Raw genomic sequence first — 14,768 nt, forward strand, 5'->3', positions numbered from 1 at the left:
CGGATCGCTATGCCTTCCTACGTGGCGCGAACTCCTGTCTATTAAGCGAGAGCAGCGTTATTTTTCCGCATCCGTTTTAGATAGCAAGTGGGCCAAACGCGCTGCATTGTCGGCGCTTGTATGAAGGTAAACCTTTCGCTGAAAACCTTCCGCTTGTCGGAGAGCGCCTTTGCGGATTTGTAGGAGGTAGCTATGACGATTCTCGCGGTTTTGCTCGCTCTCGGTCTGCTCTTTCTGGGGGCGGAGCTTTTGGTGAAGGGTGCGTCCTCCTTCGCTTTTCGTTTCGGCCTATCGCCCTTGGCGGTGGGCTTGACGGTGGTGGCCTACGGGACGAGCGCCCCGGAACTGGTGGTGAGCGTACAGGCGGCTTTAGCCGGGACCTCGGATATTGCGGTAGGCAACGTGGTGGGCTCCAACACGTTTAACATCGGAGTGATCTTGGGGCTGACGGCTTTGATTTGTCCGATTGGAGTCGAGCGGCGTATCGTGAAAGTGGATGCGCCGGTGATGTTGTTGGTGGCCTTGCTCGCCTGCTGGTTTCTTTGGAATGGGAGCCTTGTCCGTTGGGAGGCGGCGTTGTTTCTGGGAGCGTGCTTGGTGTACACGATCGTGAATCTCAGGCAAGCGGATGCGGGGGCCGTTGTAGACGCTCCTGCGAAAGCGACCGAGAACAGCGTCGCGGGGAAACGTTCGGTTTGGGCGGATCTCGCCTTTTTCCTAGCAGGTCTAGCCCTTTCTATCGGAGGATCGAAGCTGCTGGTCTGGAGCGCAACGGACCTGGCCAGGAGTTGGGGAGTGAGCGAAGCGGTGATCGGCCTGACCATCGTGTCGGCAGGCACGAGCATGCCGGAGCTGGTCACCTCCATCACGGCTGCCTTGAAGCGTCAGCCGGATATCGCGATCGGGAACGTCATCGGTTCGAACGTATTCAATATCTTGGGAATCCTAGGCGTTTCTGCGATGGTGAGCCCCATTTCCGGGTCGAGCGTGCGCTTGCTGGACCTAGGCGTGATGGCGCTTTTTTCCTTGGGGATGTTGCCGCTGATCTGGAGCGGCTACGTTTTGCGGCGCTTGGAGGGGCTGCTGCTGATGGCAGCCTACGGAGCGTACTTGTGGGTGCTGTGGCCCTAGGAAGGCTAGCGAACGATGAACAGCTCCGCGGCGCGAACGCCGTTGAAGATGAATTGCACGGCGAGGGCTGCCAGCAGGAGCCCCATCAGTCGAGTAGTCAGCCGCAGAACCAAGGGGGAAAGCCATTTCGCGCCTTGGGAGGCGAGCCGTAGGATTCCGTAGGACACGAGGGCGACGAGCGTGATGGACAGGCAAAGCACGGCTTTGTGCGGCCACGTTTCCGCTTGTTGGTAGAGGAGAATCGAGGTGGATATGGCGCCCGGCCCGGCCAGTAACGGGATCGCTAAGGGGCTGATCGCGATGTCGTCCTTGACCCGTCCGGCTGCGGTTTCGCTAGGGGTAATGCGCTCGGGCGCCTCGGCTTTGGCTTGCAGCATTTGCAGGGCGATCAAGAGGAGTAGGATGCCTCCCGCTGCTTGGAAGGCGGAGATCGTGATGCCGAGAAAGGACAGCAGGGCATTGCCGGTCAGAGCGAACACCAGGAGGACGCCGGCGGCGGTCAGGCAGGCGATGCGGACCATGCGGAGGCGCGAGGCGACGGTATCGTGCGGCGTCATGGCGAGCAGCACCGGGGCGATGGTGATGGGCTCGACGATTACGAAGAGCGAAACGAAGCTGTAGAGTCCGTATTCGATGAGGCTCATGGTGCGGGTGGGAGTGGAAACGTCTTTTCGCGGCTTGCGACCTTACTGTCGGTCAATGCTGCAGGCCGCGCACCCTCGTTTCGATGCGGAGCAGCTTGTCGGCGGCAGTGATGTAGAGGGTGGTGCCTTGGGGGCCGCCGAAAGCGCAGTTGGCGAGGCGTCCATCGGTGTGGAGGTAGCCAATCAGTTCACCATCGGGTTTAATGATGTAGACGCCGCCGGGGCCGGTGGTCCAGATGGTGCCGCGTTCGTCGATGGCCATGCCGTCGCAGCCGCCCTTGCGGGTGTCGCTGCGGTAGACGGTGGCATCGAAGAGGAGACTTGGGGATCCAGTGGGATTGCCTTGGCTGTCCAAGGGGAAGGCGTGCACGGCCGGGGAACGACCGTCGGAGCTGGCGATGTAGAGGGTGTCGCCGTCGGGAGAGAGGCCGATCCCGTTGGGATAGGGGATGGAGTCGATGAGCTGGTGCACGCTGCCGTCGCGGTCGAGTCGGTAGACGTAGTGGGTGTCGATCGCGCGTTGCCGTTCGCGAGGCAGTCCGTAGGGCGGGTCGGTGAAGAAGAGGGCTCCGCTGGCGGAGTAGACGAGATCGTTGGGGCTGTAGAAGCGACGCTCGCCGAAGCGGTCGACGAGCGGGATGAAGGTTTGCTCGGCTTCGTCGAGGAGGGCGATTTGCTGGTTGCCGTGTTGGCAGAGAACGAGTTGTCCCTCGGGTGAAAAGGCGAGTCCGTTGGCTCCGGGCGAAGCGATGCCTTCGGGCTTCATCTCCGCGTGGCCGCTGGGCTGGAGGAAAATGGATACGCCCTCTGCCTCGGTCCAGCGATAGGCGGTGTTTTCCGGAACGTCGGTGAAGAGGAGGCGGGAGCGTTTCGAGTCCCAGACGGGCCCCTCCGACCAGCGGAACCCTGTGGCGAGGATCTCCAGCTGGGCATCGGGGGCGATTAGTTCGTCGAGCTCCGGAGAGTAGCGTTCGATGTGGCCCTGAGCCTGGAAGGGAGCCGTGAAGGATTGGATCGGCTCCGCGGAAACGAGGGTTCCGAGGGCTAGGGCCAGGGAGCAGAAGGGGCGTATGGCGGGCATGGGGCTCATGGGCGTGTTAGTTTTGGGAGGCCTTTTTCGCCAGTTCGTCGCGTAGGGTGCGAGCGTTCAGCTGGTTGGAACGATAGGCGACGTCGAAGAGGTCGCCGAGCAGGGGGATGGAGCCGACGAGGAGGTCGAGAAGCTGGCGACCGATCATGAGCAGGAGCTTGCTTTTTGGGATGCCGTGCCGCCAGCCGAGGAAGAGGAAGTAGAAGAGGGGCAAGGCGGTGAGGGTGTCGCCGGCGCCGGGGACGAGCCCGATCAAGGCGTCCCAGCCGAGCTTGATTTGAGTTCCGGGAATGCGGAAGGCCGCGTCCATAAGGGTCGCGATGCGATCGGCGATTTGCAGGTCTTTTTCGAGTTGGGTGGGCATGGGGCGTCGAGCACCGAAAACTAGTTGGTTTCCGACGATTGGCAACGCGGAATGGCGGGACTGGATGTCACGCAGGTGGTTGACTTTGTTTATGGGGTGGGAGTTGAATAACTGTATGGTTAACGAAGATGTTTTGGATGCGGTTTTTCATGCTTTGGCGGATGCCACGCGGCGGGGGATTTTGAGGATGGTGGCGGAGGGGAGTCCGAGCGTGGGGGAGCTGGGCGAGCCTTTCGCGATGTCGGCGCCGGCTATTTCCAAGCATTTGAAGGTTCTGGAACGGGCCGGCCTGCTGACGCGGGTCAAGGAGGGAAAGGTGAATCGCTTTCGTTTGAATCCGGAGCTGCTGGAGGAAGCGGGCGTTTTTGTGGCGGAGTTGTCAGGCCTTTGGCAGCGTCGTGCGGAGGCGGAGCGTGGGTCGGCTGCGAGCGAGGAGGCGCGAGGTGGATCTGGGCTGGAGCCAGAGAGCGCTGGGAGAAAGCCGACGGAATCCGACGAGGTTTTGGAGGACTACCTTTTGTAGTCTGGCCGGGCTCGCCTAGGGAGCGTGAAGTGAGCTATTCGGCTTTGCTTATCAGCCTTGGCGGGACGGTAGAGGCGTTGGCTGGCAGCGAGCGGAACGGGTAAAGGTTTCGAGCGTGCTTTCGGTGAGGAAGTCGACGAGTTGCTGGTCGAGGTCGAGCAGCTTGTAATGGAGGGGGCAGGGAGCCTCGGAATCGCAGGCTCCGGTGCCGAAGGGGCAGGCGATAGGGTCGCCGACCTTTTCGAAGGTGGAGACGATGTCCAGCAGGCTGATCGCGGCGGGGCTCTTGGCGAGCCAGTAGCCGCCTTTGGGCCCGGGGGCTCCGTCCACGAGGCCGGCTTGGGAGAGGGTGACGAGGAGCTTGGCGACGATGGGTTGCGGCAATTGGCGCTGGGTGGCGATGTCTCGGGAACTGAGACGAGTGGCCCCGCCGTCGTAGACTTCGGCGAGGTAGCTGATCGCCATGATGGCGTGCTGTGCGGTCTTGCCGTACTTGAGCATGGGCGTCTTTTTTCGCTTAGGAAGCGGAGCGGGGGCGACCGATTCGGGGGTGGCGATCGAATCCAAGGGGGCCGAGGGAGTGTTTTTGCTGTCCCATCACGAAGCTATCATGCGGGCGTTTTTATTAAAAACAATACAAAAAGGTAATTATATATTGAAAGAGTCCCGGTTCTTCGAATAGTTCGTGCCAATGAGCAAGTTTGTAGATTTGAGAAAGCCGGACATCCACGCCCACGAGATCCTCGAGATGATGATCCGCGCGGGGAAGACATATTCGAACGAGAGCCTTTCGGCCGCGGTAGTGGAGGAGTTTGGCGAGGACGCCACCTTCCACACCTGTTCAGGGCATGGATTGGATCCCTACGACATCGTGCAGCACCTTTGGGCGAAGGGGAAGTTCACCGGCGATCCGGACGCCTTCGTTTTCGAGGCGGGCAATCGCTGCGACCACTAGCGGCCGCAACGGGCGGTATCGGGCAGTTGCCTAGCTGGCGACGTTGACGAGTTTCGTGTAGACCTCGAGGTAGCGGGACTGGGCCTTTTGTACGATCTCGGGCGGGAGCTCGGGGCCGGGGGCGGTCTTGTTCCAGTCCTTGAGGGTCTCCAGGTAGTCGCGGATGATTTGCTTGTCGAAGCTGGCTGGGCTGGAGCCAACCTGGTACTCGGCCGCGTCCCAATAGCGGGAGGAGTCGGGGGTGAGCACTTCGTCGATGAGATAGATGGTGCCGTCTTCGTCGGTGCCGAACTCGAACTTGGTGTCGGCGAGGATGATGCCGGCTTGGGCGGCGAGCTTGCTGCCGAAGTCGTAGAGCTCGAGGCTGATGGCCTTGACCTTGTCGAAGACCTCTTGGCCGACGATGGCAGCGGCTTCGCTTGGGGTGACGGGCATGTCGTGGCCTTCGCTGGCTTTGGTGGTGGGGGTAAAGATGGGCTCGGGCAGCTTGGAGGCGAGCTGCAGGCCTTCGGGCAAGGAGATGCCGCAAACGGTGCGGTCTTTCTTGTAGGATTCCCAGCCGGAGCCGGCGATGTAGCCGCGCACGACGCACTCGATCTCGAGGGGCTTGAGCTTGCGCACGGCCATGGAGCGGAGTTGGGAGTCGCGGGAGAGCTTGAGGGTGTCGCGGAGGATTTCTTCCTCGTTGGGGATGATGTGGTTGGGGGCGATGCCTTTGGTTTGCTCGAACCAGAAGTGGCTGAGCTGGGTGAGGATGAGGCCGCGGCCGGGGATGCCGCCGGGGAGCACGACGTCGAAGGCGGAGATGCGGTCGGTGGCGACCAGCAGCACGGAGTCGTTGAGGTCGTAGATCTCGCGCACCTTGCCGGAGGCGATCTTGGGCGCGTCGATCGTCTCGACGAGGTCGCGCACGGGCTCGGTTGGGAGGGCTGCTTTTAGGTCTTCGCCAGAAATCATGCGGGGACTGTAGCGGGCGGCCTTTCGGAGGAAAGGATTTTGTGCGCGGGAGTTTTTGGAGGGACGCGAGCGAGGTTGCGGTCTAGGCGTCGAGGATGGTTTGCCAGTAGCCGACGTCGAGCCATTTGCCGAACTTGCGGCCGACCTCGCGGTAGTGGGCGACCTTTTGCATGCCGAATTTTTGGTGGAGGGCTTCGCTGGCGGGGTTGGGCAGGGTGACTCCGCCGATGGCGACGTGGACGTTCTTGGCGCGGAGGGTTTGGAGGAGCTCTTGGTAGAGCAGGCTGCCGAGCCCGCGGCCGGTGGCGTCGGGAGCGAGGTAGACGGAGACTTCAGCGGTACGGCGGTAGGCGGCCCGGGGGTGCCATGGGGAGGCGTAGGCGTAGCCGGAGACTTGCCCGTCCTCCTCGGCGACGAGCCAGGGGAGGTTGCAGGAGCGGACCTTGGCGATGCGGGCCCCGATCTCGGCGCCTTCGATGGGCGTTTCTTCGAAGGTGACGACCGTCTTTTCGATGTAGTGGTTGTAGATGGCGGCGATGGCGTGGCTGTCGCGATCGGTGGCGGGACGGATTTGAGCGGTGGGGTTGCTATGGGTCATGGGGGTGGGGCGAAGGGAATCTATTTGTTGTGCACCAGTTTTTCGTAGAGGACGACTGCTTTGTTCATCTCGGTGAGGACGGTTTCGTTCTTTTGGGTAGCCGCTTCGAAGTCGTTTTCCTCGATGCTTGCGATGAAGGAGTCCCAGCTTGTCTGGGCCTGCTGAAGCTGCCCGGTGATGGACGGGGTATTGAGCGGGCAGCTCTGCAGTTCGCGCAGGCTCGATTCGAAGAGCTGCTTGAGGGCGGATTGCTCGTCGGAGCTGGTTTGGTCTCCGGAGAGTTTGGCGGCGAGAGCGAGCTTCATGTAGCGTTGGGAGAGCATGCGTTGGCGGCCGGCTTTGTTGATGATGGAGGTGAGGCTGTCCATCTCTCGAAGAATCTCGCGCAGGCCTTCGATGCGGTTGAGCGAGGCTTCGCTGATGTCCATGATTTGGGAGGCGACCGCTTCGAAGGCGAAGGCTTCGCTGGAGTCGGTGCGGCTGCGCACGGCGATGACGCTGGCGTTCATGGAGACCATCTTGGCCATCTTGGCGGAGCGCTCGATTTCTGCGATGAGGGTTTCGAGGCGCTTGGAGAGGGATTCGGTTCGTGTATCGAGCAGCTGCATGGCGAGGCGTTTGTGGCATGTCTCTAGCAGCGCTCGCGCCGGATGGGGGACGGAGGGTGGCTTCGCAGTTTTTTGACGGGTGAAGCCGAAGCTATCGATTTCGTTCATGCAAAGGAACGATTGCAGGACCGCTGGGGAGAGCTTTTTAAGCCTGCAGGTCAAAGGCAGGCCTCCGGCGAAGGAGAGGAAACGGGTGCGCCGTTTTGATATCAACGTTGATGCTCAGATTGCGCGAGCGGGGCGTCCGCGGTTCCGTGGGGACCCAGGAGCTGCAGGCAGCGGGGCGGAGGGGCGTGCGCTTTTGTCATCAACGTTGATATGTTTATTGCACGGGTGGAGCGAGGGTGTGAGTGGGTGGTTGGGGCGCGGGCGAGAGGGGCGCGGGCGAGAGGGGCGCGGGCGAGAGGGGCGCGGATGGGTTTGGGAGCCTTTTTTGGTTCATCGCCCTTTTGCGGGGAGACTTTCTCGATTGTAGATGGGTTGGCGCTCGTGCCACGCTGTCATGCAGGACATTGGAGCAGGGATCTGCGGCACGTCGCAAGCAGCTTTCGCTCTTTGAGCTTCGTCTCCCACGGCCACGGCCCTACGGGGAGATGGCAATCCCACTGCTTTTGGTGATGAACCTTTTTGGGGGCTACTGGTAGAGGGGGGGGAGGAGGGAGGCGTAGGGGGGCTCGGCGAGCTTGAGGCCGGAGGCGAAGGTGGCTTTTTCGAGTTGCTTCTGCGGGGTGTCGCCGCCGGGGAGGGTGTAGACGAGTATGGGGGCGTAGGGGGTGAGCTTTTGGCCGGGCTGGATGCGGTCGATGTTGCCGGTGAGGGCGTTTACGCTCCAGAGGTTGGCTTTGGGGTTGGTCTCTTTGAGGAGATCGGGCTTGCCGTCCGCGAGCACGTATCCGGCTAGCTGATACTGTCCGTTGGCGGCGTTTTGGTAGAGCTTGGAGAGGGCTGCGATTTCTTTGCGGGGGAGTTCGCCGAGCTCTTTTTTGGCGAGGATGCTGATGTCGGGCGAGGGGACGGTTTGCTCGATGATGGAGAGCCAGAGGCGTTGGTTTTCTTCGCCGCTGGGGAGCTTGTCGAGCTGGGCGGCGTGCTTCTTGAGGCTGGGGCTGAGGGCGAGTCCCCATTTCCAGGGGTGGAGTTGGGCGAACTGGATGAATTGTTGTTGCCAGTAGACGCGGAAGGCGGGGCTGAGCTGGCTTTGCTTTTCGAGGTCGGCGAGCTGGTCTAGGATGGCGAGGCGGTTGGCTCCGGCGAGGAGGTGGCTGAGGGTGTTGGAGATGGAGCGTTGGTAGTATTCGGATTCTGGTGACAGGGTGGATGGCTTATAGAAGAAGCCCCAGAAGGAGCCGTCGGCGCGGCTGATGAACTGGATTTCGCGGGGGCTGGGCTCGGGGTTTCCGAATTCGTCGAAGCCGCGGACCTTGAAGCTGAAGGCGACGCTGGATTCGTTTTCTTGGGAGTCGGACTTGGAGATGGGTTCGACGAGGTAGATGCGGTATTCGTTTTGGGGCTCGGCGGAGCCTTCGAAGTATTGAACGGTGGATTGGTAAACGTTGGCGAAGCTTTCGAGGCCTTGCAGGCGGGTGAGGTAGGCGCGTTCTTCGTCGCTGAGCTCGACTTGGGTGTCGAGGTAGCGTTGGCCGGTGGTGAAGGCGTCGGCGGCCTCTGGGGTGGCGAAGAGGTTTTGGCTGCTTTTCAGTTGGGCGAAGGAGTCTTTGAGCCGGAGGGTTTGGGAGAGGGCTGCCTTTTGTTCGGCGGGAAGGATATCGAAACTGTGGATACGCTCGAGCTGGGCGAGGTAGGGGGTGAGCTCTTTGGTTTGGGCGAGCTGGAGCCAGGCGTTTTCGAGGGCAGCCCATTTGGTCTCGATGCTGGAGAGCTGTTGGGTGACGCTTTTTAGCAGGGGCGTGAGTTGGCTGCGGCTGGGGGCGGCGAAGTCTTCTTGGAGGAGGGTGTTGAGCGTTTGGACGCGGGTTTCGGCGGCGGTTTGCAGGCGCTGGAATTCGGCGCGGCTTTTGGCTTGGGTGGCGTTGTTGGCGGCGATGCGGAGCTCGCGTTCGACGCGCGCGAGTTCGCGACGCTTTTGTTCGAGGTCGGAGGCTTGGCGTTTTTGGTAGTCGGCGAGTAGGGCGGCGAATTGGACGTCGGCCTGGGTGCCGCGGTCGGGGGCGAGGTCGGCTCGCGCTTTGCGGATGTCGTTGGCGAGGACTTCGATGGCGGCGGCGTTCTGCAGGGAGTCGGGGCTGGCGGCGAGCTTTTGCAGGTCGGCCACGGACTTTTGGTATTCGTTTTCTAAGGACGCTTGCAGGGCGAGCCAGTCTTGGAGGAGGGTGGCTTGGTTGGCTAGGCTGGAGTTGGCTTCTGCGAGGGCGATTTGCCCTTCCCATTTTTGGAGGGCTTCGCAGACTTGGGCGGTGCTGCCGGTTTGCTCGGTGCTTTGGAGGGCGGCGAGGGCTTCGGCTTGCAGGGCGGCGGCGGTCTCTTGCTCTTCTTTTTGCTGGAGGTAGAAGTAGGAGGCTCCGGCGAAGAGGAGGAGGGCCGCGGCGGCTCCGCCGAGCAGGGGGATGCGCTTGCGGCGGGCGTGGGTGTAGGCGGATTTGATTTCTGCCTGGAGCTCGGGGGGGATTTGGGAGCCGGTTTTGAGGGTTTGGCTTTCGAGGGACTTGAGCTTGGCGACGCGGTTGGGGAGGGGGACGGGCTTGCCTTTGTTGTCGGCGCCGTTGCGGATGTCGGCGATGGCGAGGCGTATCGAGATACTGGATTCGTATTTGGCTCGGATGCGGGAGAGTTGGGTGGCGACTTTTTCGAAGGCGTCGCGGAGCTCGGGCGGGAGGTCTCCGCGGGCTTCGTTGATGGCGAGGGTGTGGTCGCAGGCGAGGTAGGCGCTCTCGACTTCTTGCCAGTTGGAGGCTTCGGAGAGGTCTTGGGCTTTATCGACGACGGCGCGGACTTTGTCGGAGAGGGTTTTGGCGTGTTCGGCGGCGGCTTGGGCTAGGGCGCTGGCAAGGGTGGCGTCAGGGGAGTCGGCGAGGGGGAGGCCGAGAGCGAGGTAGCGGTGGGCGACGGCTTTGGGGGGCTCGGCGGGGATGAGTTGTTCGGTGGCGTCTTTGACGTCGGCGGCGGCTTGGGCGAGCATTTGGGCCCGCTTGGCTGCGGCTTCTTCCTTGGCGTTGGGGTCGTCGGGGAAGCGGGCGGCGATGAGCTCGATGATTTGGTAGGCTCGGGCGCTTTCGGTTTTGGAGCGCACGGCGGCGCGGTATTGCTTGAAGAGCCAGTCCTTGAGTTCGCCTTGTTCTTCGATGGCGGCTTGGATTTTGGATACGGCTTCGGTGTCGACGGGGGGGGCGAGGCGCCAGCCGTAGGTTTGGCAGCGCTTTGCCCAGGCTTCGGCGAGGGGATGGTCGAGGGAGCGGGCTGTTTCGAGGAGCTTGGGATATTGGTTTTCGAGGAGGAGGCAGTCGAGGAGGGTGCCGTCGGCGAGCAGTTGGCGGGCTTGCTGGAGGGCGGCGTTGGCGCGGGCGACGGCTTCGGCCTGTTGCCAGGCGAGCTTGGCGGTTTCTAGGCCGGTGGACTCGCCGGTGAGGGCGGTGCGGATTCGGTAGGCGAGACGGTTGGCTTCGGGATGGGCGGAGGCGATCATGGCAGGGAGTGTGGAACCTTGGTGGATTGCTTGCTGATGACAATCCATTCCTTGCTGGTGGCGGCTTCTTTGGCGATGGCCTTGAGGGAGGCGGCGTGGGCGGCTCGGTCTTGGCTGGCGAGGTGGAGCTCGAGCTCGGCTTGGCTGAATTGGCTGCGGGTTTCGGCGAGGCGGAGCTTGGCGGCTTCGAGGGCGTCGAGGTTGTAGCCGATGATGGTCTGCTCCATGAGGTCGGGGTGGGTGAAGGTGTACTGCCAGTGGAGGCGGATTTTGCGCAGGGGGTCTTGGGGGCTGCGGCTGTCGAGCTTGAGCTGGGAGAGGGCTTCGTGGATCTGGTTGGCGATGGCGGCTGGCGTGGCCCGGGTGTTGGCTTGGATGTCGGCGAGGGCGTTTTGGAAGGCGGTGGATTTTAGGGCTTGGTCGGGGCTTTGGCTGACGAGCTTTTGAATGAGCTCGCGGAGGTATTGGGCGAGGCTCATGGGGGTGCCGGGGATGAGGAGGCCGCGGGGGTCGGTGGCGATGTAGGCGGCTTCGGGCGGGAGGCCGAAGGTTTGGGGAAGGGCGAGAATGGGGGCGTAGGCGGGGTTGTTTCGGATGTCTTGGAGCTGGGTGTAGTAGGAGTCGATGGCGTGTCGGCTGGCGGGCGGGAGGGCGTCGTAGCGGGAGTTGGAGAGCAGGAGGTAGGCGTCGAGGGAGTTGGCGAGGGCGTCGGGGGAGTAGCTGGCCTGGGGCATGGCCGAGAGGGGGGCGAGCTTTTGCTGGAGCGGGGGGAAGTCGAGCTGGCGGGCGACGGGGGTAGGGAGGAGGGCGAGGCGGGTGAGGGGTGGATAGCTGACGGGGGAGAGGGGGAGGCGGTAGGTGTCGGCTTGGCGTTGTATCAGGCTGGTGGGTACGGGAATGCCAGCGTCTTGCTCTGCGGGGGTGGAGGCGAGGAGGCGGTCGAGGAAGGTGATGGTTTGCAGGGGCGTGTCTTCGCCGGCTTTGGCGAGGAAGTGGGCGGTGGCGCGGGCGTTTTCGAGTTCGGCTTTGGGGTAGCCGGCGTCGGCGAAGCGCTTCCAGACGTCGTGGCGGGCTTGCAGGGCGCGGGCGGTGTCGCTCTCGGAGGGATCGGTGGGGTGGCTGAGCTGCTTGCTGCGGTGGGTTTGGACGAAGAAGATGACGAGGGCGATGCAGATGACGGCGACGCCGGCGATGGCGATGTTGATGCTGCGGGTGAATTCGCGTTGGCCGAAGTGGCGTTTGGGGCGCTTGCGTTTGCGGTGGTCGTACTCTGCGGGGATTTCGACGACGGGGGCGGCGAATTTCTTTTGCTTGGCCTCGGCTGGCGGGGTGGGACTGGAGGGATCCGCGGTTGGTGTCGGGGAGGTTGGCTCCTTTGGAGGGGCTGGCTCGGGGATGGGTTCCGGGGGCGGGGCGAGGAGGGGAATATTGGCGGTGGGGAGCTCGTAGGGGAGGGGGAGGCTGGGGAGGTAGCCGGCCCAGGAGTAGTCGTGGGGTTGGTCGGTGGGGAGGAGGCAGGAGGTGAAGGTGTGCAGCCAGCGTTGGGAGGTGGGGAGGTCGTTGAGGGAACGGCGGAGGTGCTCGACGAGGAGTCGTTCCTCGAGTAGGGCGATTTTGAATACGCGGCTGAGCAGCTTGCCGTTTTGGCTGATGTCCGGGTAGGTTTCGGGGAGTTTTTGGGTGGCCCAGAAGGATTCGATGTCTTGGAGATCGAAGGCTTCGAAGGGCTCGAGGGTGCGGGGGGGCTCGTCCCATTTGTTTCGCCAGCCGCGCCAGTTGAGGAGGATGGCGGCGGGGTTGGGCAGGCCAGGGATGTCGTCTTGGGGGAAGGCGAGGTGGTGGGCGAGGTGGTTGTTGCGCTTGGAGTAGTCGGTGCCGGATTCTTGGATACGGCTGAGGATGTGGTAGGTGCCGGAGCGCAGGGTGGCGATGCGGTGGCGGAGGATGAGGGGGGAGGCTCCTTGGGCGTCGGCGGTGTAGCGGCTTTGGCTTTCGAGTTCGGCGATGAGGTCGGGCGGGATGCTGCGGTCTCGGGCCACGCAGCAGAAGCCGGACTTGCCGGGTTCGAGTCCGCGTTTGGCGCTGGTATGGATGTATTGGAAGCTCACGGGAGGAAAGAGTGGATGGTGAAAAGGGAAAGGTGAATGGGAAGTTTAGAGGCGGGCGGCTTTCACTTTTCAGTCTTCACCCTTCACCCGTTCCTAGGGGGCTGGGGGATTGCTGGGAGAGGATCCAGAGGACGGGCGCGGTGGGGAGGATGGGCTTGAGGCGCTTGGGGTTGGGGGCGAGGCGTCCGGCGAGGGGGCCGTCGGGAATTTCCTTGGGCGAGTGTCCGAGGGAGGAGAGGGGGAAGTAGGTGACGCGGGTGGAGATGGATTCGGCGTTGGCGACGATGGTGGGGCAGAGCTGGGCGAGCAGCTTGCGGACGTGGGCGGAGTTTTGGGCGATTTCGTCGCTGGTGAGGGGGCGATCTTCGGGGAGGTGGAGGGTGTCGGGCGGGAGGAGGGATTGCCAGAGGTCGAACTTGCCGACGAGGAGGGCGAGGGGGGTGTCGACGCGTTCGTGGGCTTCGAGGGCCCGCATCTTTTTTACGCGTACGCCGAGTTCGGAGAGGATGGTGTCTTGTTCGTCGGAGGCGTCAGTGCGGAGCTGGGGGTCGCGCTTGCGGCGGAGGAGCTTGCGGAAGGCGGGGGAGGAGGAGGGGTCGAAGAGGAAGAGCAGGCCGGCGGAGGCGGCGACGTGGAGGGCGCCGGGGGAGTCGTCGAGGGCGATGCCGGGTTTGAAGTGCTCGCCGGCGTTGTCGTAGAAGACGAGGGAGGCGCGGCGGTCCGGATTGTCGAGGTTTTGCAGGTAGTAGACGAAGGGGCGGGGGAGGGGGACGAGTTTGCCGTCGCGGTGGAGGCGTTCGTACATGACGCCTTCGAAGTCGGTTTTTGAGATGAAGGCGTCTTCGGGGGTGTTGGCCGAGAAGAGGCGGTTTTTCATCTCGTTGAGCTGGGCGTTGCCGGAGGGGTCGCCGTCTTGGAGGTTGGCGGAGAAGTGGCGAATGAGCTCCTCGGGGAGTTGGCGGAGGAGGACGGAGAGGTAGTAGGACTTGCCGGAGCTGGGGGCGCCTACGAGGGAGAGGATGTGCTGGGGCTGGGAGAAGAAGGAGGGGGGGAGGCGACCGCGGCAGTGGGGGCAGGCCAGGTCGGGGCAGGCGGTGCCTTGGGAGTCGAGGGCTTGGCCGAGGGCGTTGAAGCGTTTGGCGGCGAAGCGGAGCTTGACGTGGGAGCCGAGGATGGGGTCGCCGGTGAGGGATTCGTGTACGGCGATATTGAGGGCGTCGCCGGGTGAAAAGGGTTTCCAGCAGTAGGGGCAGGGGAAGCTGGGGTCGCCGGGCGCGGGGGGCTGGGCTTTGGGCGCGGAGGCGGTTTTTTGGGGGCTGGCCGGGGTGACGTGTTTGGGGTGTTGGGCTGGCGCTTGCGGGGCCTCGGGTTCTGGGGGGGCGAGGCTGTCGAGGAGGTCGGAGAGGAGGAAGCAGGTGTCGCCGTAGGTGGGGAAGGCGAGGTATTCTTCGGGGCACTGGATGCGGGCCCGGAGCTCGTCGGGCTTGAGCTGGGAGGCGGGGATGGTTTCGCGGTCTTCCGGCGTTTCGCGGGGGGCGATGTCCCAATTGCCTTCGCTGAAGCCGTCGCCGAGGCGCTTGGGCTTGCGGGTGATGCGGATGACGATGAGGTGGGTGTCGAGGGCGAGCCCGTAGTTGCGGTTGGGGTGGAGCGGGGTTTCGCGGGTGATGGGCTGGCCGTCGAGCTTGATGCTGGAGTGCGGGGAGAGGGGCTCGAGGGAGAACGCTCCGTGGAGGTGGTGGATGCGGCAGAGGGGGGATTTGGTGCCGTCGCGCTTGCGCCCGCTCAAGTTGACTGGGAAGGAGTCGGCGTGGGATAGGGTGCGGCTGGCGCAGTCGCCGATGGCGAGGCGGATCTTGGGACGGAAGAAGTCGAGCAGGCCCATAGTTTGGAGCGGGAGGATTGGCTACGTTAGGGAGAGTGGGGGTGAGTTTAGGGGAAGGCAAGCGCGGGAGCGGCGGATTCTGGCGGTTTGAAAGGCGTTGATGGGGAGCTAGATAGGTTTTTTGTGAAAAAAAGCCTTGCGCGGGGAAGTCGGATTTCTACTTTCGGCGGCTCTTGGCTAACGCCCCGTTCGTCTAGCCCGGCCTAGGACACATGGTTTTCATCCATGCGACAGGGGTTCGAATCCCCTACGGGGTACCATTTTC

General features: G+C 63.2%; 13 protein-coding genes and 1 tRNA gene. 4 read left to right on the top strand and 10 right to left on the bottom strand.

Features of this window, described 5'->3' with window-relative positions; all coding sequences use genetic code 11:
- Positions 1-192: 192 nt before the first annotated feature.
- Complete coding sequence (locus QEH57_RS11810) at positions 193-1,131, top strand: calcium/sodium antiporter (RefSeq protein ID WP_309006940.1); 939 nt, start codon at positions 193-195, stop codon at positions 1,129-1,131.
- 5 nt (positions 1,132-1,136) lie between these two features.
- On the opposite strand, the gene QEH57_RS11815 is transcribed toward QEH57_RS11810, so the two are convergent.
- From QEH57_RS11815 to QEH57_RS11825, 3 genes are read right to left on the bottom strand one after another with little or no spacing between them, the layout of a single operon-like run.
- Entirely contained in the window at positions 1,137-1,775 is a 639-nt protein-coding gene (locus QEH57_RS11815; RefSeq protein WP_309006941.1) for an NAAT family transporter, read from the bottom strand.
- A 52-nt stretch (positions 1,776-1,827) separates the two neighbouring features.
- Positions 1,828-2,865, bottom strand: a complete 1,038-nt coding sequence (locus QEH57_RS11820; protein ID WP_309006942.1) for an SMP-30/gluconolactonase/LRE family protein — start codon at positions 2,863-2,865, stop codon at positions 1,828-1,830.
- Between the two features lie 7 nt (positions 2,866-2,872).
- Positions 2,873-3,229 (bottom strand): DUF4112 domain-containing protein, encoded by a 357-nt coding sequence (locus QEH57_RS11825; protein ID WP_309006943.1) that lies wholly within the window; start codon positions 3,227-3,229, stop codon positions 2,873-2,875.
- A gap of 115 nt (positions 3,230-3,344) precedes the next feature.
- On the opposite strand from QEH57_RS11825, the gene QEH57_RS11830 reads away from it, so the two are divergent.
- Entirely contained in the window at positions 3,345-3,752 is a 408-nt protein-coding gene (locus QEH57_RS11830; RefSeq protein WP_309006944.1) for a metalloregulator ArsR/SmtB family transcription factor, read from the top strand.
- Between the two features lie 51 nt (positions 3,753-3,803).
- Here the strand turns inward: QEH57_RS11830 and QEH57_RS11835 are convergent, their stop codons facing one another.
- Positions 3,804-4,319 (bottom strand): Rrf2 family transcriptional regulator, encoded by a 516-nt coding sequence (locus tag QEH57_RS11835; protein WP_309006945.1) that lies wholly within the window; start codon positions 4,317-4,319, stop codon positions 3,804-3,806.
- Between the two features lie 124 nt (positions 4,320-4,443).
- Here QEH57_RS11835 and QEH57_RS11840 point away from each other — a divergent pair, with 124 nt between their 5' ends.
- Entirely contained in the window at positions 4,444-4,707 is a 264-nt protein-coding gene (locus tag QEH57_RS11840) for a YecH family metal-binding protein (protein ID WP_309006946.1), read from the top strand.
- A gap of 30 nt (positions 4,708-4,737) precedes the next feature.
- Here the strand turns inward: QEH57_RS11840 and QEH57_RS11845 are convergent, their stop codons facing one another.
- From QEH57_RS11845 to QEH57_RS11870, 6 genes are all read right to left on the bottom strand, one after another.
- Positions 4,738-5,664: a phosphoribosylaminoimidazolesuccinocarboxamide synthase gene (locus tag QEH57_RS11845; RefSeq protein ID WP_309006947.1), complete on the bottom strand. Its 927-nt coding sequence runs from the start codon at positions 5,662-5,664 to the stop codon at positions 4,738-4,740.
- An 82-nt stretch (positions 5,665-5,746) separates the two neighbouring features.
- Entirely contained in the window at positions 5,747-6,262 is a 516-nt protein-coding gene (locus tag QEH57_RS11850) for an N-acetyltransferase family protein (RefSeq protein WP_309006948.1), read from the bottom strand.
- A 20-nt stretch (positions 6,263-6,282) separates the two neighbouring features.
- Positions 6,283-6,978, bottom strand: coding sequence for a type IV pili methyl-accepting chemotaxis transducer N-terminal domain-containing protein (locus tag QEH57_RS11855; protein WP_309006949.1), 696 nt, complete (start codon positions 6,976-6,978; stop codon positions 6,283-6,285).
- 526 nt (positions 6,979-7,504) lie between these two features.
- Positions 7,505-10,558, bottom strand: a complete 3,054-nt coding sequence (locus QEH57_RS11860) for a hypothetical protein (RefSeq protein ID WP_309006950.1) — start codon at positions 10,556-10,558, stop codon at positions 7,505-7,507.
- Positions 10,507-12,618 carry a hypothetical protein gene (locus QEH57_RS11865; RefSeq protein WP_309006951.1) on the bottom strand — a complete coding sequence of 704 codons (2,112 nt, stop codon included), beginning with the start codon at positions 12,616-12,618 and terminating at the stop codon, positions 10,507-10,509. Before QEH57_RS11865 ends, QEH57_RS11860 begins: the two co-directional genes overlap by 52 nt.
- Positions 12,619-12,694: 76 nt before the next feature.
- Positions 12,695-14,503, bottom strand: a complete 1,809-nt coding sequence (locus QEH57_RS11870; RefSeq protein WP_309006952.1) for a hypothetical protein — start codon at positions 14,501-14,503, stop codon at positions 12,695-12,697.
- Positions 14,504-14,685: 182 nt separating this feature from the next.
- On the opposite strand from QEH57_RS11870, the gene QEH57_RS11875 reads away from it, so the two are divergent.
- Positions 14,686-14,763: transfer RNA gene (locus tag QEH57_RS11875), tRNA-Glu, on the top strand.
- Positions 14,764-14,768: the final 5 nt, after the last annotated feature.

This window comes from Pelagicoccus sp. SDUM812005, from assembly GCF_031127875.1.
Taxonomy (GTDB): Bacteria; Verrucomicrobiota; Verrucomicrobiia; order Opitutales; family Opitutaceae; genus Pelagicoccus.